Below are 20,380 nucleotides of genomic sequence, written 5' to 3'. Positions count from 1 at the left end.
GTTTCGGTGCCACTCACTACTTATTCATGACTGCAACTCGAAACTCGAGGTTTCGGGTCTTCTCGGCCATATCGAACGACGCATTGTGCCCGCTCAGGCGGCTGCAAAGTTGTCTGTACCGGGTCCGATAGACCTGCGGTGCAGGCTGCTCGCGCCCACTGCGACGCGTGGGGTGCCACCGTCCGCTACGTCGAGAATTCGGGCGGCGACATCGTCCCCCGGGCGGAGTGGGAGTTGCTGTGCATCGTGGGAGCGCCCCTGCCGTACATCTACACCGTCGAACTCCGATCTCCGACTCGACCGGGGGCGACGAGCTCATCACCGCACTGTGGACCACCACCGAACAATGCACGCCGATATGGGTGGGCACACCGGCGTCCCCGAATACGCCAGCGACGAGGCAGACCGATTCTTCACCCGGCACCTGAGACAAGGCCGGCCCGGCCGGTCGCCCTACCGGTCGAGGGATCGGCGACTGTGAATCGAATCTTTTCCCGGGCGGGGCAAAATGCAATCCAGCGCCAACGCCCGCCGTCCGAACTTGGACGGCGGGCGAAGTTCCGCGAAATCTGCGTCGGCTGGGAATCGAGGTCGAGCGCGCCCGAGCAATTCCGCAGAGCCGGCCGTAGGTCCGCTAGCTCGTCATGATCAAGCCCACGGTCAGAGATCGGCCACCAGCGGTGCGACCTCCGTTCCCAAAAGCTCGATGCCGCGGAGCAGATCACTGTGAGCCAAGCGGGGATTGGTCATCTGCAGAGACAACCGATCCACACCGCCGAGCTGTTCGCCCACTCGCGCGATCTTGTCGGCCACCGTCTGCGGGTCACCCATGAAAAAGGCACCGTTCGGTCCGGACGTGGCATCGAACTGCGCTCGGGTCGGTCGCGCGAATCCTCGCTCCCGCGAGATCTTCGTGAACATCTCGTTCCATCCGGGGTAGATGGTGTCCGCCGCCGCCTGCGTGCTCTCTGCGACGAACCCGAACACGTGCAGGCCCACCTTCAACATCTCCGGCGCATGACCTGCCTGCGCACCCGCGCGGCGGTACAGATCGACCAGCGGCGCGAACTGGCGCGGCTCACCGCCGATGATCGCGATCATCAGTGGCAACCCCAACAGACCTGCGCGAGCGAATGATTCGGGACTGCCGCCGACACCCACCCAGATCGGCAGAGGATCCTGCACGGGACGCGGATAGATGCCCTGCCGCGTCAGCGCCGGCCGGTGCTTGCCCGACCACGTCACCTCGACGTTGTCCCGGATCTGCAGCAGCAGCTCGAGCTTCTCGATGAACAGCGAGTCGTAGTCGGCCAGGTCCAGACCGAACAGGGGGAACGACTCGGTGAACGAGCCGCGGCCCACGACCAGATCCGTCCGCCCTTTCGAGATCAGATCCAGGGTGGCGAATTCCTGGAAGACTCGCACCGGATCGTCCGCACTGAGTACCTTGACCGCACTGCCCAGCCGGATTCGTTCCGTGCGAGCTGCCGCGGCCGCCAGGATGATCGATGGAGCGGAATCGTAGTACTCGCTGCGGTGGTGCTCGCCGATCCCGAACGAGTAAAGACCCACCCGGTCGGCGAGGGTGATCTCCTCGAGCAGATGCTCCATTCGCTCGGCAGCGCCGATCACGCGGCCGTCGGCCGGGTCGGTTACGGAGGACACGAAGCTGTCCACACCTACATGCATTGCTGAGCCTCTCGGTCGGGGCCACGACGTCGACCCTGGTTTAGTTTACAAGTCAACCATCTCGACCGAGAAAGTGTTCCGCGCCACGTCGAGTCTCGAGGGGTCGAGACGAAGACACCATTGTCCGCCCGTCGACGGGTGTGCCATCGCTGATCTGCACGGTCCCGCACAGGAAGAAGCGGAGAACTAGAATGCGCGTGTGGATGCGGATCGAGGGGATGGCATGTCGTCCGGCGACGCGATCGCGGCACACTTACGGGAAGAAGTCCTCTGGGGTCGCCGTGTCGGCGGGGAGAGGTTCGTCGAGGAGACCGATAATCGTCGGTGACTTCACGGGGTGAGGGCCGACTCGACATTCCTGACGCTACTCACCACTTATTCATGACTTTCATTCCGGACACACTCGGATCGTGGTGGTACCGCTGAGCAGGGGCCCTTCTGGTTTCGGCGTCACTCCGCCCGAGACAAGACTCGGGTGTTCCTCACCGTCGTCTTCCAGGAGTGGTCTCAATCCTGTCGTCGATACGGAACCCGTACCCGGGCCGTCGAGGAGCGACCGCGCGCGTGCAGCGTCTTGCGAGCTGGCCGTACGTCGTCGGACATGAAGTTGCGAAGTTTCGGTGTACGACCCTCACGGGTAGTCGAGATACCGCTGCACGGTCGGCCCCAGCTGGTCTTCCAGTTGGGTCGGCGTCAACGCAGCAACTGGTGGGAGTTGCAGGACGTAGCGGCACAGGCCCAGGCCCAGCATCTGAGTGGCGATGAGCCCGGCACGTCGAGGTACGCCCGCGTCCGGATTGCACGATGCGACGACAGGCAGCAGTTGCGTGGTGAAGATATCGCAGATCTGCTGCGCCGCATCGGCGTTCGTGGTCGATGAGCGCAACAGTACGACGAGCGCATCGTCGCGTTCCCAGCGCTCGACGAAGTGTGCGACCAATCGGCGACCGATGTCAGCAGCATCGACATCGGTGAGGTCGGGCAACTCCAGATCGAACTCCGCGGCCGCCGCGAAGAGTCCTTCCTTGTTGCCGAAGTACCGCATCACCATGGACGGATCGATGTTGGCGTCGGCTGCGATCGCACGCACGGTCGACCGTTCGTAACCGGATGTCGCGAACCGCCGACGGGCCGCCGCGAGAATGATCTCTTTGGTGTCAGCTGAGGAACGGCGCATGTCCACAATCGTAGGCCAACAAGCGTTGACATAGCAGTCGGGCCCGCGCATCCTGGTTATGCCAACGCTTGTTGGCATAACCGAGAGAAGGTTCGCGATGAATTCCACCGACGTTCTCGTGATCGGCGCAGGGCCCACCGGGCTGACCCTGGCGTGCGCCCTCGCGCAGAAGAAGATCCCTACTGTCGTGGTGGATCGACAGGCGGAGGGGGCGAACACCTCGCGCGCCGCTGTGGTCAATGCCCGCGGCTTGGAGGTTCTCGAACGCTTCGATGCCGCTGAGCAGTTGATGGCGCGCGGGCTGCGGGCACCGCGTTTCACCATCCGCGATGGCGAACGCACGTTGTTCGAGGTGGACTTCACCCCGCTTCCGACGAGGTATCCGTTCAGCCTGATGGTGTCGCAGGCGATGACCGAGGCGGTGTTGCTGCGGCGGTTGATGGACATGGGCGGCTCTGTGCAGCGACCCAAGACGCTGGTGGCCGTTCACCAGCATGACGACGGCGTGACCGCAGAATTCGTCGACGGGGACACCATGTCCGCGCGGTACGTGATCGGTGCGGACGGAGTCCACAGCACAGTGCGTTCCGAGGCGGGAATCGGCTTCGACGGCGCACCGTACGACCAAGCGTTCGTCTTGGCGGACGTCCAGCTCTCCGGCGACGCGCCTGTCGACGAAGTGATCCTGTTCTGGGCACGGGCCGGAATGACCGTTGTTGCGCCGCTGCCGGACGGGGTGCACCGAGTCGTCGCCCCGGTGCAGCACGCCCCGCGCCGACTGACACCGGAGTTCGTGCAGGAGCTACTCGATGTTCGTGGTCTCGGCGAAGGTCGGATGCGGGTCCACGAGCTGGTATGGGGGTCGAAATTCACGGTGCAGCATCGGGTGGCCGACACCTTCCGCGCCGGAAGACTGCTGCTCGCCGGTGACGCAGCTCATGTCCACAGTCCGGCCGGCGGACAAGGAATGAACCTCGGGATCCAAGACGCGAGTGCGCTCGCCGACGCACTCGCCGCAGCCCTGTTGGACCACACCGACTCGCAGCTCGATGATTACAGCCGTGAGCGGCGACCCATCGCCGTGCACGTGGTGTCCATGACGGATCGGCTCACACAGTTGGCCACCGCACCCGCCGGAGTCAGGTCGGTACGCAACATCGGGCTCCGCGCGATGAGTCATCTACCCGTCGCACACCGCCGAGCGGCGTGGCAACTCAGCGGCCTCCTGTATCGGTGAGCTCCGATTCCACACCGGACACCCGTCTTCGGGGGTCTGTTCGTGGGAAGTTCAGGGCGCGGGTGTCACCGCAGGAGGCAGTGGGCGTCGAGCGTCGTCGAGTTGACCGGGCTCGGTCACGTCGAACGGGGCGTCGACGGTGACGTCGCCCGCCTCCTCGAACGTGAGGGTGACGGTGATCGAGGTACCGGGGGCGAGTTCTCCGTCCGCCAGGTCGAGGGAGACGGTGAACGGTGCGTCCGTGCCGGCGCCGCTGTCGCCGAGGTTCTCCACGGGTTGGCCGGCGGCGATGGTGGTTCCGGGTTCGAGGGTGCGCTGCTCGTCGGTGGCATCGACGGTGACGGAGTCCGATGCGGGGGAGGAGATGGTCACGAGTGTGTCGGTGGTGGTGTCCGAGGTGTTGAGGGCGGTGAACGTCAGTGTGGCGTTCCCGTACGCCGACGACACGTCGTCTGGGGTGGGACCTGTCAGTTCGGCGTCGATCGACACGTTTCGAATCTCGATGGCGGTCCCGTCGGTACCCCCGACGGGGGACTGCTGCGCGGCGGTGTCCGAGGAACACGACACGGCAGCGACGGCCAGAACGGCGAATGCCGCCGCGAGAGGGGCGCGTCTGGCGGCAGTGCGCGAGGAGGGAGTGGGAACGGTGACGGGCAGCAGCATGGTCAGTCACTACCCCGATGAGCTGCCCGCCCAATCCTCTCGCTGACTGTGATTGGTCACCGAGGGCGCGCTACTCCGTGGCCCCGCCGCCAGGATGGGGCGGGCACGAGACGGGTGTCGCACAGATCGGCGATCTCACTGGGTGCATCGGCACATGCCCCCGAGTGGTGTCCCGTCCGGGGTGGGTGTCTTTGTCGTGCGGTTCGGCGAGGGGGCTGTGCGCCAGACCACACGCGAGGTCGAGGTGCTGCCGGCCTGGTTCTGTACCGAGTCCGAGGCGGCGCCGGTCGCGCGAGCCGTGCAGGGACGGGCTGATCGACATCACCGACATCTGACTGCCCAACCGTCTTTCGGATGTGCCGGGCGGTCAGGGGATGAGGACGTAGCTGCCCACGTGTTCCTTGGTCAGGAACTGCCGTTGCGCGGCCTCGATGTCGCGGAGCGGGAACGTGCCTGCGAGCAGGGGGCGGATCTCGTCCTTCTCGATGTAGGACACGAGGTTCGCGAACACCGATTCCTCCCACCCGGTGCACCCGAGGAGGCGCAGGTCGTTGAGGTAGAGGGTCCGCAGATCCAAGGCCACCTGCGCTCCGGCGATGGCCCCGGAAGTGACATAGGTTCCGCCGCGCACGAGAACCTCGAGCAGCGCCGGGAATCCGTCTCCAGCGACGTTGTCGACGATCACGTCCACCGAGCGGGCTCCGACTGCCGTCCGCGGGTCGTCGTCCCGGCCGAGGACGGTGGTTGCGCCGAGGGTGCGCACCCGGTTCTGCTTCGCGGGGCCGGCGACGGCGACTACCTCCGCGCCGCGCCGGACCGCGAGTTGGACTGCGGCGGAGCCGACCCCACCGGAGGCTCCGGTGACGAGGACTCTCTGCCCACCGGTGACGCCGGCGCGTTCGAGCATGTTCTCCGCCGTGCCGTACGCACAGGGGATGGTGGCAAGTTCAGCGTCGGACCAGCCGGAGCGGACCGGGAAGACCTCGGAGCGGGGTACGACGAGGTACTGCGCGAACGCACCATCGCTGTCGGAGCCCAACCACCGCGACTCGCCCGACTCCGCGGAGGTGCAGCAGGGTCGAACCAGCACCTGCGACCCGACCACGGCGGTTCCGGTTCCCGCGCCGGGGCCGACGCAGACGACGCGGGCGCAGGCGTCGGCGCCCTGGATCAGGGGGAACGGGGTGCGGGCGTTCCACCCTCCGTCGCCGTACCACCCGGTGCGGGTGTTGATGTCGGTGTTGTTGACCCCGGCCGCGAGCACCTGAAGGAGTACTTTTCCCTCGCCGGGCACGGGTACCGGCAGTTGGGTGACGGCGAGGCGCTCGTAGCCCCCGACGCCGGTGGTCACGACAGCCGTCATCGACCCGCCCTGCTCGGCGTGATCCCTGTCCGTCATGGGGTCATTGTGCACCGCCGAACGACGGGCCGTCCGCGCTGATGGTCAGCTGAAGATGACGCGCGAGGTGCGGTCGAGACTCGCTGAGGAGGCGACCTGAGACATCGTGATCGCCAGTGCCGTAGTGGGGCCCACACCGTCTCGGAGACGCCGAGTGTGGAGATCGCTCGCATGCAGAACTCACCGGCTGAGGCCGCCGGCAACCACTGGACACGGTCAGATGCAGCAGGTTGGGTTGAGAACTGCACGGAGTGCGTCCAGTGCCTCCGGGCGTGCCGAGTAGTACACATTCATGCCCCGCCGCTCGGAGACCACCATGCCGGCTTTGCGGAGCTGCCCGAGGTGGTGGCTGACAGTGGATTCGGCGAGACCGAGCGCATCCGCGAGGTCGCATGTGCACACCGCGCCCGCAGTGTCGGTGAGCAGCAACGACATCAACCGGATGCGCATCGGGTCCGCGAGCGCCTTGAGTCGCACGGCCACCTCGAGCGCGGCATGCTCGTCCATCGGCGCAGCGGAGACGGGGGCGCAGCACACGGGGGTGGTGGTGTCGATGATCGGCAGCGTCTTGGGCACGCACCCGACTCTACAACGCTCTTGACATATGTCGAATACGTGGCGCACCCTGTGGTGGTCACTGGTTCGACATATATCGCAAACTTGGAGGTTCGGCATGTCCCGCGCTCAGCTCGCCCTCAACGTCGATGACATCGACACCGCGATCACGTTCTACAGCAAGCTCTTCGGCGTGGCGCCGGCGAAGGTCAAGCCCGGCTACGCCAACTTCGCCATCACCGAACCGCCCTTGAAGCTGGTGCTCATCGAGAACCCCGGCAAGGGCGGCACCATCAACCACCTCGGCGTCGAAGTCGACTTGTCGAGCCGGGTGCACGAGGAGATCGCCCGCCTGACCGGCGAAGGGCTGTTCACCGACGAGGAGATCGGCACGACCTGCTGTTTCGCCACCCAGGACAAGGTGTGGGTGACCGGTCCCGGTGGGGAGCGCTGGGAGGTCTACACCGTCCTCGCGGACTCCGACACCTTCGGATCGCAGCCGATTCCGGCGCCCGCACCCAGCGTCACCACCAGTGCGACGTCGACGGCCACCTCCTGCTGCTGACGCCAGCCCGCGTCGGCTCACCCGCATCGAACGGAGCCATCCCGCCGTGGTCGTTCGATCAACCCGTGAGGGTTGCGGTCAGGTGCCCCACCGCGTGCCGTGCGGTGCGGCCGACACCAACGAGTGTCGCCGACGCGGGCCCGGTCCAGTCGCCGTAGCCGAGAAAAACCATCGTGGGTTCGCCGGCGGCATGCAGACCGTCCATCGCGATCCCTCCGTCCGTGGTGGGCAGGTGCAACGGCTGGAGATGCCGCAGCGCCGGCCGGAATCCAGTGCACCACACCACCGCATCGACCCGTTCGACGGTGTCGTTGTCGGTGACCACACCCTTGGCCGTGAGCGCGGTGAACATCGGATGTGCTCGTAGGGCGCCGCGATCGCGGGCGTCCCGGACCGACGGAACCATGACGACGTCGCCGAGGCCGGCCACACCGCCGGTGTCGTGGTCACCCGCGGCGAGTGCGCGGGCGCGTCGGGTGGCGACGTCGAACAGCACCCGGCCGTCGACGTCGTCGGGCAGGAACCGCGGGGGCCGGGTGGTAAACCAGAGGGTGTCGGCGACGGTGGAGATCTCGGCGACGATCTGCGCGGCGGAGTTGCCGCCCCCGACGACGGCGACCCGTCGTCCGGTGAAGCTGTCGGGTCCGTCGTACTGCGCGGTGTGGATCTGACGGCCCTGAAAGGTCCGTATGCCGGGGTAGGTGGGCCAGAACGGCCGAGACCAGGTGCCGGTCGCGTTGATCACCGCCTGCGCCGACCAGGTTCCCGCGGTGGTGTCGACCAGGTACGCGGAACCGTTGCGGCGCACCGCGGTCACGGTCACCGGTCGGCGCACCGGCAGCTCGTACCGTTGTTCGTACGCGCTCAGGTAGTCCACGACGTGCGATCCGGGTGGGAACTTCTGCGGAGACGGGGGCATCGGCCACCCCGGCAACCGGGAGTGCGCGGCGGGGGAGAACAGATGCAACGACGGCCAGTACTCCCGCCAGGACCCACCAGCGGCCTGCTGGTCGTCGAGAATCACATGCTCGAGGCCCGCGCGGCGGAGGTAGTACCCGGCGGCGAGGCCTGCTTGTCCACCGCCGATGACCACCACCCGAACGTGGGTGGTGGTCATTTGGTTCGTGCCGTCGTTGTGCGGTGCGGTGATGGCGTCAGTCCCGCAGGCGGGCAGTGAGTTCGTCGACGCGAGCGGCGATGTCGTCGCGCACCAGACGCATCCGCTCGATGCCCTCGATGCCCCGCGCGGAGGGCTCGTCGGTGTCCCAGTTCAAGTAGGTCGGTCCCTCGACCGGGTCGACGGTCGCCTCGGCGCCGAGGGTGATCACGTAGTCCATCCGCGACAGCAGGTCCGGGTCGATCGGCTTGGGGTGCTCGCCGGTGAGGTCGACCCCGACTTCGACCAGCGTCTGCGCCGACAGGGCGTTGACGGAGCTGCCGGGGGCGGTGCCGGCGGAGTGCACCTCGACGTCGTCGCCGGCGGCTTTGCGCATCAGCCCTGCCGCCATCTGCGATTTGCCGCCGTTCTTCACGCACACGAACAGCACACTCGGGTTACTCATCGCGCTGCGTCCGTCTGTGCGGGAACGAGTTCGGCCAGCAGATCTTCCACGCGGGCCTTGATCTGGTCACGGATCGGGCGAACCGCCTCGAGGCCTTTGCCGGCGGGGTCGGGCAGCGCCCAGTCCCGGTAGCTGACGCCCGGGAAGACCGGGCAGGCGTCCCCGCAGCCCATGGTGATCACGACGTCGGAGGTCTCCACGGCGTCGGGGGTGAGGATCTTGGGGGACTGGTCGGAGATGTCGATGCCGATCTCGGCCATCGCTTCGACGGCGGCGGAGTTGATGGTCTCGGCGGGGGCGCTGCCGGCGGAGCGGACCTCGACGGCGCCGCCGCCGAGGTGGGTGAGGAAGCCGGCGGCCATCTGCGACCGGCCCGCGTTGTGGACGCAGACGAACAGCACACTGGGTGTGTCGGACATGGGGGAGTGCACCTTTCGGGTGTTCAGCAGCGGGGATGTGTCAGGCGTGCGCGTGGGCGCTCAGCTCGGCGAGGAGCGTGGTGATGCGGGTGTCGAGGTCGTCGCGGATGCGGCGCACGTCGTCGATGTTCTTGCCGTCGGGGTCGTCGAGATCCCAGTCCAGGTACCGCTTTCCGGGGTAGACGGCGCAGGCGTCGCCGCAGCCCATCGACACCACGACGTCCGCCGCGGCGACGACGTCGTCGGTGAGCGGCTTCGGATACGCATCGCCCAGGTCGATGCCCAACTCGTCCATCGCCTCGACCACGACCGGGTTGATCGCGTAGGTGGGTGCGGACCCGGCGGAGCGGACATGGACGCGCCCGGCGCCGTGGTGGGTCAGCAGTGCCGCCGCCATCTGCGAGCGGCCCGCGTTGTGCACGCAGATGAACAGCACTTCCGGCACTTCCTTCGGGGCGTCACCGGTCGACTGAGCGAGTGCGGTGAGCCGGTCGGCGGCGAACCGTCCTGCGAGGGTGGTCAGGTGGGTGTGGATCTTCGAGGTGCGGCGCAGTGCGGTGTAGGACTCGAAGACGTACCGCTCCACCGTCTGCGGAGAGAAGATGCCGGCGTACTTCTCCGACAGTGTCTGCGCGGTGCGGGTCAGAACCGCCTGAGGCATGAGCAGTTCCGGTTGTGCACGGTGCTCGGACATCACGATTCCTTGCTCTGGGGTACCGGCGCGGTCGCGGACGGCGCGGAGGTGAAGCGCTTGCGGAGAGCGAGTGAGACGTAGACCAGGCCCACCAGGACGGGGACCTCGATCAACGGTCCGACGACGCCGGCGAGGGCTTGACCGGACGTGGCGCCGTAGGTGGCGATCGCGACGGCGATGGCGAGCTCGAAGTTGTTGCCCGCCGCGGTGAATGCCAGGGTGGTGGTGCGTTCGTAGCCCAGTCCCATGGCGGCGCCGAGGGCGTATCCGCCGCCCCACATCACCGCGAAGTACACCAGCAGCGGGAGCGCGATGCGGACGACGTCGAGGGGTTGGGAGGTGATGCGGTCGCCCTGCAGTGCGAAGAGGACGACGATGGTGAACAGCAGTCCGTAGAGCGCCCACGGCCCGATCTTCGGGATGAACGAGGTCTCGTACCACTCGCGTCCCTTGGCGCGTTCTCCGAAGTACCGCGAGGCGAATCCGGCGATCAGCGGGATGCCCAGGAAGATCAGGACGGACTTCGCGATCTGCCACGGTGATGCCTCGATGGTGGTCTGGTCGAGGCCGAGCCAGCCGGGGAGCACGGAGAGGTAGAACCAGCCGAGGACGGCGAACATGATCACCTGGAAGACCGAGTTGATGGCCACGAGGACGGCTGCGGCTTCGCGGTCGCCGCAGGCGAGGTCGTTCCAGATGATGACCATGGCGATGCAGCGGGCGAGGCCGACGATGATCAGTCCGGTGCGGTATTCGGGTAGGTCGGGGAGGAACAGCCAGGCGAGGGCGAACATCAGCGCCGGGCCCAGGATCCAGTTCAGGGCGAGGGAACCCAGTAGGAGTCGCTTGTCGCCGGTGACGGTGTCGAGCCGGTCGTAGCGGACCTTGGCCAGCACCGGGTACATCATGATCAGCAGGCCGATCGCGATGGGGAGGGAGACGCCGTCGACGGAGATGGACGACAGCGCGTCGTTCATCCCGGGGATCATGCGTCCGAGCAGCAGCCCGACGACCATCGCGACGCCGATCCACACCGGGAGGAAGCGGTCGAGGGTGGAGAGCTTGCCGACGACGGCGGGGTGGTCGGTGGTGTTCGCCGCGGTGCTCACGCGCTCACCAACGCAGCGCCGGAGACGTTCGCGTCTGCGGCGGTCGGATCCGTTGCGGCGAGAACCGACGACAACTGCTGCAGCGCAGCGGGAATCACCCAGTAGTAGACCCAGGTTCCGCGGCGCTCGCAGTCGAGGAGGCCGGCTTCGCGCAGGACTTTGAGGTGGTGGGAGATCGTCGGCTGCGACAGGTCGAAGGACCCGGAGATGTCGCAGACGCACGCCTCGCCGCTCTCGTGACTGGCCACCAGGCTCAGCAGGCGCAGACGGACCGGATCGCCGAGTGCCTTGAACATCCGAGCCAGATCACCGGCCCAGTCGGTGGTCAGAGGTTCGCGAACCAGCGGGGAGCAGCACTCGCTGTCCGATGCCGCGATGGGCACGGTGTGTTTCGACATGCGTCTATATTGACGGTCGGCGAATCAGGGGTCAAGCGAACAGCGCGTGAACGATGTCGATCGGGGTGTCGGAGCGTGTCGGTGGTGCCGGGTCAGGAGGCGTTGTTGCCGGTGACACCGGGCTCGTGCCTCGAGTCGGTGTCGGTGTGGAAGGTGATCAGATTGCCGTCGGTGTCGACGGTGGCGAACTCCGTCGATCCCCAGTCCGTCGTGACGGGGCGGCCCACGTCTGCGCGGTGAAGAACGCCCGCTCGGGACATCTCGGTGTACAGGTCGTCGATCTCGTCCACGGCGATGCGGCAACTGGCAGTGCCCGCGAGGAACGTCTCGGCTCCACTGCACACCGGCCACGGCGCAGGGTCGGTGCGGGTGGTCCAGCTGTCGTCGTCGGCGGCCCAGAGGTGGATCTCGACGTCGTCACGGGTGAGCTTGGCGAAACTCGAGTCCGAGTACCGGGTCGTGAAGCCGAACGATTGGGCATAGAACGCGACGGAGGACTCGATGTGTCGTACCGGCAGCGCGGGGACCACTCTAGACATGCCCATGGGCAATCCTAACGCCGAAGACCTGCACGAGGAACGAGCTGACGCCGCACCCGCGGCGCGGCGAATGATGGCCCAGCAGCCGTGAGAATCAAGCCGATGGCGACGCGACTTCTGTGCGGAGCGCCGCGGCCAGTCGATCGACGGTCGGAAGACCGGCCGTCCATCGCAGGCGATGCTCTGATCCACTGACGGCTCAGTGTGTGTAGTGGCAGCCGGGAGGTAGCCCGCACGTCATCGAGGATTTCTCGATTCTCGATTCTCGATTCTCGGGCATCGTGCGTCCGGTCTGCAACACCCGCGCTTCACTTTGATCGGACGGACTCGACATTCTCGAGGTCACTCATGACTTGTTCACGACTTTCATCCTGGTCCCACCCGAAATGTGGTGGTCCCGTGTGGTCATGTGGCTCTTGACGACCGCTGTTCAGGGGGCTTTCGTGGTCCCATTGGGATTCCCGGGTTCGACCGGGCAGGGACACTGGGTCCGGGGCTCGAGTCCCTGTGGGCGCACCACAAAGAACCCCTGATCAGCGGTTATGCTGATCAGGGGTCTTCTGGTTTCGGTGCCACCCACAACTTGTGCATGACCCTACGGTCAAAACTTGCGTGTTCGGGACCGCCCGTCCGCCTGGTTGGTGGGTTCGGCTGTTGACTGTTAAGTCCCTAACGGTTAACCTTCGAACTGTGCCTGCTTCCGAACCCGAGTTCACCACCAGCCTCGGACTTCTCCGTTGGGTCGGTTGGGCGCAGCAGCAGGCTGGTCTCGAGTGGATCCGCGAACGCGACCTCAGTCATCAACAGGGTTTTGTGCTGGGGTACCTGACCAAGAACCCGGGTGCGATTCAGCGCGACATCGCGGACGTGACACGGACGACGGCGGCGAGCGTGTCCGGCCTCCTGCAGGGGCTCGAGCAGCGGGGGCTCGTCACCCGTCGTACCGAGTCGGAAGACGTACGCAGCAAGAGGGTCTACGCCACGACAGCCGGCGTCGATCTCATCACAGGTTTCGACGACGCCATGCGCGCCGCCGAGGACCTCATACTCGCTCCGCTCGATCCCGACGAGCGGGACACCTTGTATCACTTGCTCGGCAAGATCACTGCGGCACTTCCGCGCCCCACTCGTCCCTGATCCCACCGAAGCGGGTTCACCCGCAACCTTTTTCGAACATCTACTCGCGCTGCGTTCGTCAGCGCGCGATCAGACGTGTCCCGTGTCGAACACACACGCGGGGGTACGTCGTGCCCGAAAAGGCCCGCCATGAGTACTTCGACAACCACCGTCCCCGGCACCGATCGGTGCTACCCATCTGCAACGAGGAGTGCCATGAGCTCGTCGATCGTCATCATCGGAGCCGGGCTGGGCGGCCTCGTGCTCGCTCGGGTCCTGCACGTTCACGGCATCGCCGCCATAGTCTACGAGTCCGAAAGCGCACGCGGACAGGGTGGCCAGCTCGATCTTCACGAACACGACGGTCAGGTGGCGCTCGCCGCCGCCGGGCTCACCGCGCAGTTCCGCGCGATCGTGAACGAGGGCGGCGAGGCCACTCGTGTGCTGAGTCCGGACGGGGGAGTGCTTCTCGATCAACCGGACGACGGTTCGGGTACTCGTCCGGAAGTGCTGCGCGGCGAACTGCGCCACATTCTGATGGAGTCGCTGCCGGCCGGGACGGTGCGCTGGGGGCACAAGGTCGTAGCGGTGCGATCACTCGATGCCGGGCGGCACGAGATCCGCTTCGCCGACGGGACCACCGTCGTCAGCGATGTGCTGATCGGGGCGGACGGCGCGTGGTCGCGAGTGCGACCTCTACTCTCCGCGGCGGTGCCGCACTACGTCGACACGGTGTTCATCGAGACGTACCTCCATGACGTCGACGAACGCCATCCCGCGGCCGCTCGCGCGGTCGGAGGCGGTGCGATGTTCGCGCTGACACCCGGTAAGGGAATCTCCGTGCACCGTGAGGCGGGCGATGTTCTGCACACCTACGTTCAGCTCACGCGGTCCGCGGAGTGGGTCGCAGCGATCGACTTCACCGACGCCGCGGGCGCCAGCGCTGCGGTCGCTGCCGAATTCGACGAGTGGGCAGCCGAATTGACGGAGTTGATCACGGGCGGTGACACCACACCGGTCGCGCGTAAGATCTTCACCCTGCCTACCCAGCATCGCTGGAATCGTGTTCCGGGTGTCACCCTCATCGGGGACGCAGCGCATCTGATGCCGCCGTCCGGTGACGGTGCGAACCTGGCCTTGTTCGACGGCGCTGAGCTCGGCCGCCTGATTGCCGAGCACCCGGACGACATCGAGGCGGCCCTCGTGGCTTTCGAGGACGCGATGTTCACTCGCAGTGCGGCGATGGCCGTCGAAGCGCACGAGACTCTCGACCTGTGCCTCGGCGATCGGTCGCCGTCCGGGTTGATCGACCTCCTGACCGGGGTCACCGCTCGGGTGTGAAGACTCGCTCTCACTGTTCGTCCGCGCCGGGCCGAGCGACGTGGCACGCGGTGGCCGCTACTTGTCGGTCGGGGTCGGCAGGGTTCCGCGACGACACCGGAATCGACAGGACCGATCGTGGCGCAACGGAGGTCGACCCGTATTCAGCAGTGCCACCGAACAGAATGCCGCGAGCACACCCCTGGGGATCGATTGACGCGACGCTCGCACCCGGCGACGCAGTCGACGTAGTGACACGACTCGAGACCGAATCCGATGTGCCATTGCGCTCGTACGGAAGCGGTTCGATGAACCACGCTCTACTCTCCGCCGGCCTCGTCGACCGTCTCCAGCTCACAATCTATCCCGTGATGACAGCCGAATAGGTGCGCACCACATCTACTGTGGCACCGCCGATGTCGACCTCGAACTGATCGACAGCCGAACCTGCGACGACGGAATTCAGTAACTCACCTATCGGCCTACGGCTCCACAACAACTGACACCGACCCGGTCAATTCACCCCGCTACGCCCTCCACGCACTGCGCTCGATCCCCTTATCCCTCGACACCGTCGTCCCAGGGCACTGCGCGTCATTACGGGCCCATGCGGTGCTGCGATCGGCCCTGGTCAGCGAATCCGGCACCCAGCTTTGGCGGGTGTCGGCAATAGTGCGGGGCGAAAATGCTCCTCCGCCTGGCTTTCACGCTTCGGGGATGTCGATGCCGAACTTGTCCATGGTGATGTCCTCAGGTTCGGGTCCGCCGCGCACACCGGTGTCGAGTGCGTCGATGGCAGCCAACTCGTCGGCGCTGAGTTCGAAGTCGACGACATCGAAGTTCTCGGCGATGCGCGACGGAGTCACCGACTTGGGGATCACCTGCCTGCCCTGCTGCAGGTGCCAACGCAGCATGACCTGCGCCGCAGTCTTGCTGTGCGCGTCCGCGATTGCGACGATGGTGGGGTCCTTCAGCGTCGACCCGTGCGAACCATCGCGGTAGAAGGTGATGCCGCCGATCGGCGACCACGCCTGCGAAACGATGCCGCGCTCGTCGTCATCGGCCAACAGAGCCGACTGGCGGAAATACGGGTGGACCTCGATCTGATTGATGGCGGGGACGACCGAGGTGTTGTCAGCCAACCGCGTCAAGTGATCGGGCATGAAGTTGCTGACGCCGATCGCGCGCACCTTGCCGTCCGCGAGCAGCGTCTCCAACGCTTTGTACGCGCCGATGGTGCGTTCGAACTCGCCGGGCAGAGCCTGATGCAGTATCAGCAGATCGATCTGTTCGATCCCCAGCTTGCTTGCACTCTTGTCGAAAGCGTGCAGCGTCTGCTCGTAGCCGAAATCGGTGATCCACACCTTCGTCTCGACGAAGATGTCGGACCGGTTCAGGTCCGAGCGTGCGATGGCAGCGCCCACACCCTTCTCGTTGCCGTACGCCGCAGCAGTGTCGATGTGCCGATAGCCGACCTCCAACGCGGCAGCGACTGCATCGGCGGTCTCATCAGGAGGGGTCTGATAGACGCCGTAGCCGAGGGCAGGCATCGTGACGCCGTTGTTCAAGGTGATCGTCGGAATGCTCATGACTCCAATGTAGACGCGCCTCACGGACTCTGGGAGGCACCGTCGTTGCCTCTGTCAGCCCACGATCGAGCCGGAAGAAACACTCCATGACCGAGCCTTCGAGCGTCACAGTCGTGGTATCGAGGCGGCGGCGATACGCCGCAGCGACGGAGGGACCGCGTACGGCCCTTCTTGGCCTGAGCGCGCTGATCGGTCGGTTCCACCCGGGTGCGGATCAGACACACTGAAGGTACGGGCACCGACACGGGCTTCGTAGTTTTCACATCCACACGCAGACACACAGCGACGATCGGATTGCCGCGGTCGCGCAGGTCAACACTTACTCAACACTGTGGCCCGAATCCGAGGCATCCGGTGGAGATTCCTGCCGTACGTCTCGCGTGATCAGGACGTACGTCAGCCGGCGTCATCAGGCCGATGGCACACAGTCGTGCACGACACCTACGTTTCGCGCTACACGTGACCTTTCGTCCTGCAATCGCGCACGATTGCTCTGGTGTCGATCGGCCACTCGTGGCCGACGCTCACACCCATAGACATCGACACGGCCGGGGGCCTGCATGACCACGTCCGAGACGAACCGCGCAATACGAGCAAGCAATCGGAGATTGCCCCATCCGCCGAGGCGTCTGCCGATGTTGGGAGACGTACTCGATCTTCACGTGACCGAGTCCAGCCAATGGGGTATGCGCGATGCGCAGAAGTACGGCTCGATCTTCGAACGCAACGTCTTCGGTACTCGGGTCACGTACGTGTCCGGGCCCACGGAGGTGGCTGCGGTCAACGACGAGAAGACGTGGGCCAAGTTCCTCGGTGTGCCGCTGAGCAACCTGCGTTCCGTCGCGGGCGACGGGCTGTTCACCGCCCACAACTCGGAGCCGTCGTGGGCAGCGGCGCACGCCATCCTGGCGCCGGCGTTCACGCAGTCGGCGATGCGCGGCTACCACGACGCGATGGTCGCGAGAACCACTCGCTTGTCGGCGTATTGGGACGAACTCGGTGCTGACGCTTGGGTCGATGTTCCTGCGGACACCAACAAGCTCGCTCTCGAGATCATCAGTGACGTCGCCTTCGGCCACGACTTCGCATCGTTCGACACCGCAGAGCCCCACGAGCTGATCGTGCGCATCTCGCGCGCCCTGCGCTACATCAATCGAGCGGCCTACTCACATCCCGTGGTGGAGGCCACTGTGTTCCGCCGTCAGCGAGACCGACACGAGGCCGACGTGGTGGCTGTTCGACGGATAGTCGACGACATCGTCACAGCACGGCGCGGCAGTGGTGACGGTGGTAGCGACCTGCTCGGTCTCATGCTCGACACGGTCGATCCTGCCACAGGGCAGGGACTCTCGGACGAGAACATTCGCAACCAGATCCTGACGTTCCTCGTGGCGGGGCAGGAGACGTCGGCCGGTGTCATGGCCTTCGCGCTCCACTTCCTGTCGCTGCATCCCGAGGTCGCGGAACGAGTACGGGCCGAGGTCGAGCTGATTCGGCCCGAGGGCGAGCTTCGTTTCGAGGACGTGGGCAAGCTGCGGTATCTGCGCCGCGTCGTCGACGAGACTCTGCGGTTGTGGCCTGTGGCGCCCGGCTACTTCCGAAAGGCGCGGCAGGACACGTGGGTGGGAGAGCACCCATTCGAGAAGGGGGAGTGGGTCTTCGTCGTCCTGCTGCAACTTCATCGTGACGCCGGATGGGGTAGCGACCCTGAGGCTTTCGACCCCGACCGGTTCGAGCGGTCGCGGGTGCCGGCGAATCTCGCCGACCTGTACAAGCCGTTCGGCACCGGTATGCGGGCATGTATCGGTCGCCAGTTCGCGTACCACGAAATATTGGTCGCACTGGCGATGATCGTTCAGCAGAGGACCCTGGTTCCTGAGACCGGTTATGTTCTGCAGGTGGAGGAGACCATCACGCTCAAACCGCGGGACCTGCGACTGCAGGTCGGCCGTCGCTCGTAGAGCTGATCCGAGTCCGCAAGTATCGGCATGGGATAAGGCCAGGTGCTGTAATCCCCGGAGCGATGTCGATATCCGTTGGCCAGGTGCTGCACCGTCTGCGATGGTGGACGAATGAGTGCAGTCGAGGCGTTGCTGGCCGGCCCGCGCGGTCGTCGACTGCTCCTCGAGTACGCGCTGCTCGCGGAGCAACATTCGGGCGCACATTCCGAGGACTCGTTGCACACCGCTGTGTTCCTCGCCTCGTACCACCTGGACGTCGATCTAGGTAGCGGAGTCGTGATGTTCGGGCCCGGCGCAGACGAGGCGCGGCGGACGGTGGTGACCGCGGACGATGTGGCGTATCGCCTGTCTCGGGTGCAGCTTCCAAAGGTGACGGCGACGGCGTTGCGCTCGGCTCTCGCATTGTCAGTGGATTTCGCCCGGTACTGGCAGCCACCGGACGGTCAGGACGTGCTTGCGGCCACCGAGTCCGTTCGCACTGAGCTGCGACGGATCGCCGAGCACGTCGCAGCGTCGCCGCACACACAGTGGTGGTGGACGGGTCTGGTGACCACTGATCAGTGGATGGTGGGGTGGGAGAACCCCGATGCGGGTTTCCCGGATGACTCGTCGGCGCCATCTACCGCCGAGTTGCTGCGCGACTACGCCGTTCGCACAGTAGAGCAGGAGGAGCGGGCAGCGCGTGAGCGGCCGACGGATCCATCCGCGGCCTACGGCGGTCAATGGTGGTCGTGCCCTCCGACACGGAGCTCGACGCGACTGTTGTCCGACGGAACCCCGTCCGAGCTGTGGTTCGTCGAGGACGGTATGGGGTGGGAGCGGGCGGTCTCTCGGCGTCTGCACGTTCCTGAGGGTGTTCGCGTGTACGAGGTCGACGGCGCGCAGGCGTGGGCGGAGCTGTGCAGACGGTTCCCCGTGACGGTCACCGCGCAGAAGCGGCACGACTGGTACAACACCACGGGCCGGGACGGACGGTGGGTCATGCCCGACTGGCAACTGGTGGCCGAACACTACGACGGTGTGCATCTAACGGTCGGGGGATACCTCGTCGCAGCAGGGACGGCCATCGGCGTGGATGACGACACGGCGAGTGTCATCGCGGGTTGGGCGCCCGACGAAACGTACTGGCTCACCGATGCCGCAACGTCCGACAGCGGAAGTGCCCGAGTGTGGCTGTGCGACAACAATGGAGAACATCCTGTGTGGACCGAGGAGCGGCCGTGTCCGGCGTGACTTGGCGTGCGGTATTCGATGGGTCATGCGACGCGGCGCTCGACCACCGCGCCGGCTGGGACCGTGCGACCCACGTGACTCACCTGCGATAGCAGCGTAGATCTTGCTTCGGGGTCAGGGGTTTCTACGCTGTCGCGCGCCGCGCTGACGTGCGAGCGTTGGTTCATGCAGAGCGCAAAGCACGGCAAACAGGCGCGTGCAACGCCTACGGCGTGGCACGTCAGCGCGCAGTTCGGTGAGAACCCTCGATGAACGCGCAACGTCCGCCTCGCCAGCCGCTCACCGAGCTTGTCCTGATCGGGATCGGTGCGGTGCTGTTCGCCCTGGCTCGTCTCCTGGATCTCGATGCCCTATTTATCGGGTCGATCTTCTTGTGCATGTTCGCTGGGCTGGCAGCGCTGTCCTCCAGGAAGTTGGGGAGCAGAGCTTGCGGATGAAACTGGCCGCGACCGGCATCGGGCTCGCAGCGACCGTCTTCGGCGCGGTGTGGTTGACGACGCACGGGTCCTCGGCCGAAATCTTCTCGCCTGCATTGATCGGGTATGTCGGAGGCGGTCTGATGTTGTCAGGCCTCATCAACATCACAACTCACAGGGCCGCATCACGACGTTGATCGTCGTGAACCTTGAAGATCTCATCCCTTCGGCTCACTGCCCGCGCTACAACAGCATCCGGTCTCGTTGTCATGTAGCGCTTCTCGCCGATGAAGCCGTGTGGGATCACGCTTGCCGGTACGTCCGCCATTTGACGATGCTGGATGATCGGAAGGAGCCTCCATGTCATCAACCACCACTATGAGAGCGCCGTGGCCAGAAGTGGCCTTGCTGTCTCTTGGACTGGTTTCGGGCATTGCGGCAGGACGGTTGGGCGCCGAGTCCTGGGCGACCGCGTCAGCGTGGTTGTGCATCTTCTCGGCCATTGCGGCGATCGTGACGGTGGCGTTGTCATCGATGAGAAGCGGCACCAATCTTGTCGCTCTGGTGCTGGGCTCATCCGCCGCGGTCTGGGGTGTCTTGTGGTTCTTCGACCACGGGGACGAGCCCTACATATTCTCTCCGATTATTGTCGGTTATGTGGGTGGAGGCCTCGCGTTGTCTTCATTGCTCACCCTGATGTATCGGGTATTCGTCGAAGCGACTTCGGGCACGAGTTGAC

At 65.7% G+C, this 20,380-nt stretch carries 21 protein-coding genes; 7 read left to right on the top strand and 14 right to left on the bottom strand.

Features of this window, described 5'->3' with window-relative positions:
- Positions 1-660: 660 nt before the first annotated feature.
- The gene (locus JOE30_RS19245; RefSeq protein ID WP_204868606.1) at positions 661-1,689 is read right to left on the bottom strand and encodes an LLM class flavin-dependent oxidoreductase; all 1,029 of its coding nucleotides are present in this window, start codon (positions 1,687-1,689) and stop codon (positions 661-663) included.
- A 631-nt stretch (positions 1,690-2,320) separates the two neighbouring features.
- Positions 2,321-2,866, bottom strand: a complete 546-nt coding sequence (locus JOE30_RS19240) for a TetR/AcrR family transcriptional regulator (RefSeq protein WP_204870563.1) — start codon at positions 2,864-2,866, stop codon at positions 2,321-2,323.
- Between the two features lie 97 nt (positions 2,867-2,963).
- Between JOE30_RS19240 and JOE30_RS19235 the strand changes: the two genes are divergently transcribed.
- Complete coding sequence (locus tag JOE30_RS19235; RefSeq protein WP_204868605.1) at positions 2,964-4,103, top strand: NAD(P)/FAD-dependent oxidoreductase; 1,140 nt, start codon at positions 2,964-2,966, stop codon at positions 4,101-4,103.
- Between the two features lie 51 nt (positions 4,104-4,154).
- On the opposite strand, the gene JOE30_RS19230 is transcribed toward JOE30_RS19235, so the two are convergent.
- From JOE30_RS19230 to JOE30_RS19220, 3 genes are all read right to left on the bottom strand, one after another.
- Positions 4,155-4,766, bottom strand: a complete 612-nt coding sequence (locus tag JOE30_RS19230) for a hypothetical protein (protein WP_204868604.1) — start codon at positions 4,764-4,766, stop codon at positions 4,155-4,157.
- Between the two features lie 367 nt (positions 4,767-5,133).
- Positions 5,134-6,165, bottom strand: coding sequence for a zinc-binding dehydrogenase (locus JOE30_RS19225; protein ID WP_204868603.1), 1,032 nt, complete (start codon positions 6,163-6,165; stop codon positions 5,134-5,136).
- 216 nt (positions 6,166-6,381) lie between these two features.
- Positions 6,382-6,741: an Rv2640c family ArsR-like transcriptional regulator gene (locus tag JOE30_RS19220; RefSeq protein ID WP_204868602.1), complete on the bottom strand. Its 360-nt coding sequence runs from the start codon at positions 6,739-6,741 to the stop codon at positions 6,382-6,384.
- A 97-nt stretch (positions 6,742-6,838) separates the two neighbouring features.
- Here JOE30_RS19220 and JOE30_RS19215 point away from each other — a divergent pair, with 97 nt between their 5' ends.
- Positions 6,839-7,285, top strand: a complete 447-nt coding sequence (locus tag JOE30_RS19215) for an ArsI/CadI family heavy metal resistance metalloenzyme (RefSeq protein WP_204868601.1) — start codon at positions 6,839-6,841, stop codon at positions 7,283-7,285.
- Between the two features lie 58 nt (positions 7,286-7,343).
- On the opposite strand, the gene JOE30_RS19210 is transcribed toward JOE30_RS19215, so the two are convergent.
- From JOE30_RS19210 to JOE30_RS19180, 7 genes are all read right to left on the bottom strand, one after another.
- Positions 7,344-8,402 carry an ArsO family NAD(P)H-dependent flavin-containing monooxygenase gene (locus JOE30_RS19210; RefSeq protein ID WP_204868600.1) on the bottom strand — a complete coding sequence of 353 codons (1,059 nt, stop codon included), beginning with the start codon at positions 8,400-8,402 and terminating at the stop codon, positions 7,344-7,346.
- Between the two features lie 37 nt (positions 8,403-8,439).
- Positions 8,440-8,847, bottom strand: a complete 408-nt coding sequence (locus JOE30_RS19205) for a low molecular weight phosphatase family protein (protein ID WP_204868599.1) — start codon at positions 8,845-8,847, stop codon at positions 8,440-8,442.
- A complete protein-coding gene (locus JOE30_RS19200; RefSeq protein ID WP_204868598.1) occupies positions 8,844-9,266 on the bottom strand; it encodes an arsenate reductase ArsC in 423 nt (140 codons plus the stop codon). Before JOE30_RS19200 ends, JOE30_RS19205 begins: the two co-directional genes overlap by 4 nt.
- A gap of 40 nt (positions 9,267-9,306) precedes the next feature.
- Positions 9,307-9,960, bottom strand: coding sequence for an arsenate reductase ArsC (locus tag JOE30_RS19195; protein WP_204868597.1), 654 nt, complete (start codon positions 9,958-9,960; stop codon positions 9,307-9,309).
- Complete coding sequence (gene arsB / locus JOE30_RS19190) at positions 9,960-11,069, bottom strand: ACR3 family arsenite efflux transporter (RefSeq protein ID WP_204868596.1); 1,110 nt, start codon at positions 11,067-11,069, stop codon at positions 9,960-9,962. The genes JOE30_RS19195 and arsB overlap by 1 nt, the downstream gene beginning before the upstream one ends.
- Entirely contained in the window at positions 11,066-11,467 is a 402-nt protein-coding gene (locus JOE30_RS19185; protein WP_204866059.1) for a helix-turn-helix transcriptional regulator, read from the bottom strand. Before JOE30_RS19185 ends, arsB begins: the two co-directional genes overlap by 4 nt.
- 92 nt (positions 11,468-11,559) lie before the next feature.
- Positions 11,560-12,012, bottom strand: a complete 453-nt coding sequence (locus tag JOE30_RS19180) for a VOC family protein (RefSeq protein WP_204868595.1) — start codon at positions 12,010-12,012, stop codon at positions 11,560-11,562.
- 684 nt (positions 12,013-12,696) lie between these two features.
- On the opposite strand from JOE30_RS19180, the gene JOE30_RS19175 reads away from it, so the two are divergent.
- The gene (locus tag JOE30_RS19175; protein ID WP_204868594.1) at positions 12,697-13,143 is read left to right on the top strand and encodes a MarR family winged helix-turn-helix transcriptional regulator; all 447 of its coding nucleotides are present in this window, start codon (positions 12,697-12,699) and stop codon (positions 13,141-13,143) included.
- Between the two features lie 195 nt (positions 13,144-13,338).
- On the top strand, positions 13,339-14,463 hold the full coding sequence (locus tag JOE30_RS19170) for an NAD(P)/FAD-dependent oxidoreductase (protein ID WP_204868593.1): 1,125 nt from the start codon (positions 13,339-13,341) through the stop codon (positions 14,461-14,463).
- 683 nt (positions 14,464-15,146) lie between these two features.
- Here JOE30_RS19170 and JOE30_RS19160 read toward each other — a convergent pair.
- The gene (locus JOE30_RS19160; protein ID WP_204868592.1) at positions 15,147-16,031 is read right to left on the bottom strand and encodes an aldo/keto reductase; all 885 of its coding nucleotides are present in this window, start codon (positions 16,029-16,031) and stop codon (positions 15,147-15,149) included.
- A 560-nt stretch (positions 16,032-16,591) separates the two neighbouring features.
- Here JOE30_RS19160 and JOE30_RS19155 point away from each other — a divergent pair.
- Together JOE30_RS19155 and JOE30_RS19150 are read left to right on the top strand one after the other, a co-directional pair.
- The gene (locus tag JOE30_RS19155) at positions 16,592-17,992 is read left to right on the top strand and encodes a cytochrome P450 (protein WP_204868591.1); all 1,401 of its coding nucleotides are present in this window, start codon (positions 16,592-16,594) and stop codon (positions 17,990-17,992) included.
- Positions 17,993-18,103: 111 nt separating this feature from the next.
- Positions 18,104-19,225, top strand: coding sequence for a hypothetical protein (locus JOE30_RS19150; protein WP_204868590.1), 1,122 nt, complete (start codon positions 18,104-18,106; stop codon positions 19,223-19,225).
- 588 nt (positions 19,226-19,813) lie between these two features.
- On the opposite strand, the gene JOE30_RS19145 is transcribed toward JOE30_RS19150, so the two are convergent.
- Positions 19,814-19,969, bottom strand: a complete 156-nt coding sequence (locus JOE30_RS19145; RefSeq protein ID WP_204868589.1) for a hypothetical protein — start codon at positions 19,967-19,969, stop codon at positions 19,814-19,816.
- A gap of 32 nt (positions 19,970-20,001) precedes the next feature.
- Here JOE30_RS19145 and JOE30_RS19140 point away from each other — a divergent pair, with 32 nt between their 5' ends.
- A complete protein-coding gene (locus tag JOE30_RS19140) occupies positions 20,002-20,379 on the top strand; it encodes a hypothetical protein (protein ID WP_204868588.1) in 378 nt (125 codons plus the stop codon).
- The last annotated feature ends 1 nt before the right edge of the window (position 20,380 follow it).

Source organism: Rhodococcus sp. PvP016 (genome assembly GCF_017832185.1).
Lineage (GTDB): Bacteria > Actinomycetota > Actinomycetes > Mycobacteriales > Mycobacteriaceae > Rhodococcoides.
The sequence above is the reverse complement of the archived record's forward strand: the minus strand, read 5'-3'. Positions and strand labels throughout refer to the sequence as shown.

Excerpts from the sequence above, each read along its gene's own strand:
- JOE30_RS19225 (WP_204868603.1), bottom strand. The coding sequence starts at position 6,165 with ATGACGGACAGGGATCACGCCGAGCAGGGCGGGTCGATGACGGCTGTC.
- JOE30_RS19180 (WP_204868595.1), bottom strand. The coding sequence starts at position 12,012 with ATGGGCATGTCTAGAGTGGTCCCCGCGCTGCCGGTACGACACATCGAG.
- JOE30_RS19170 (WP_204868593.1), top strand. The coding sequence starts at position 13,339 with ATGAGCTCGTCGATCGTCATCATCGGAGCCGGGCTGGGCGGCCTCGTG.
- JOE30_RS19160 (WP_204868592.1), bottom strand. The coding sequence starts at position 16,031 with ATGAGCATTCCGACGATCACCTTGAACAACGGCGTCACGATGCCTGCC.
- JOE30_RS19215 (WP_204868601.1), top strand. The coding sequence starts at position 6,839 with ATGTCCCGCGCTCAGCTCGCCCTCAACGTCGATGACATCGACACCGCG.
- JOE30_RS19140 (WP_204868588.1), top strand. The coding sequence starts at position 20,002 with ATGTCATCAACCACCACTATGAGAGCGCCGTGGCCAGAAGTGGCCTTG.
- JOE30_RS19240 (WP_204870563.1), bottom strand. The coding sequence starts at position 2,866 with ATGCGCCGTTCCTCAGCTGACACCAAAGAGATCATTCTCGCGGCGGCC.
- JOE30_RS19210 (WP_204868600.1), bottom strand. The coding sequence starts at position 8,402 with ATGACCACCACCCACGTTCGGGTGGTGGTCATCGGCGGTGGACAAGCA.
- JOE30_RS19245 (WP_204868606.1), bottom strand. The coding sequence starts at position 1,689 with ATGCATGTAGGTGTGGACAGCTTCGTGTCCTCCGTAACCGACCCGGCC.
- JOE30_RS19205 (WP_204868599.1), bottom strand. The coding sequence starts at position 8,847 with ATGAGTAACCCGAGTGTGCTGTTCGTGTGCGTGAAGAACGGCGGCAAA.
- JOE30_RS19195 (WP_204868597.1), bottom strand. The coding sequence starts at position 9,960 with ATGTCCGAGCACCGTGCACAACCGGAACTGCTCATGCCTCAGGCGGTT.
- JOE30_RS19150 (WP_204868590.1), top strand. The coding sequence starts at position 18,104 with ATGAGTGCAGTCGAGGCGTTGCTGGCCGGCCCGCGCGGTCGTCGACTG.
- JOE30_RS19230 (WP_204868604.1), bottom strand. The coding sequence starts at position 4,766 with ATGCTGCTGCCCGTCACCGTTCCCACTCCCTCCTCGCGCACTGCCGCC.
- JOE30_RS19235 (WP_204868605.1), top strand. The coding sequence starts at position 2,964 with ATGAATTCCACCGACGTTCTCGTGATCGGCGCAGGGCCCACCGGGCTG.
- JOE30_RS19185 (WP_204866059.1), bottom strand. The coding sequence starts at position 11,467 with ATGTCGAAACACACCGTGCCCATCGCGGCATCGGACAGCGAGTGCTGC.
- JOE30_RS19145 (WP_204868589.1), bottom strand. The coding sequence starts at position 19,969 with ATGGCGGACGTACCGGCAAGCGTGATCCCACACGGCTTCATCGGCGAG.
- JOE30_RS19155 (WP_204868591.1), top strand. The coding sequence starts at position 16,592 with ATGACCACGTCCGAGACGAACCGCGCAATACGAGCAAGCAATCGGAGA.
- JOE30_RS19200 (WP_204868598.1), bottom strand. The coding sequence starts at position 9,266 with ATGTCCGACACACCCAGTGTGCTGTTCGTCTGCGTCCACAACGCGGGC.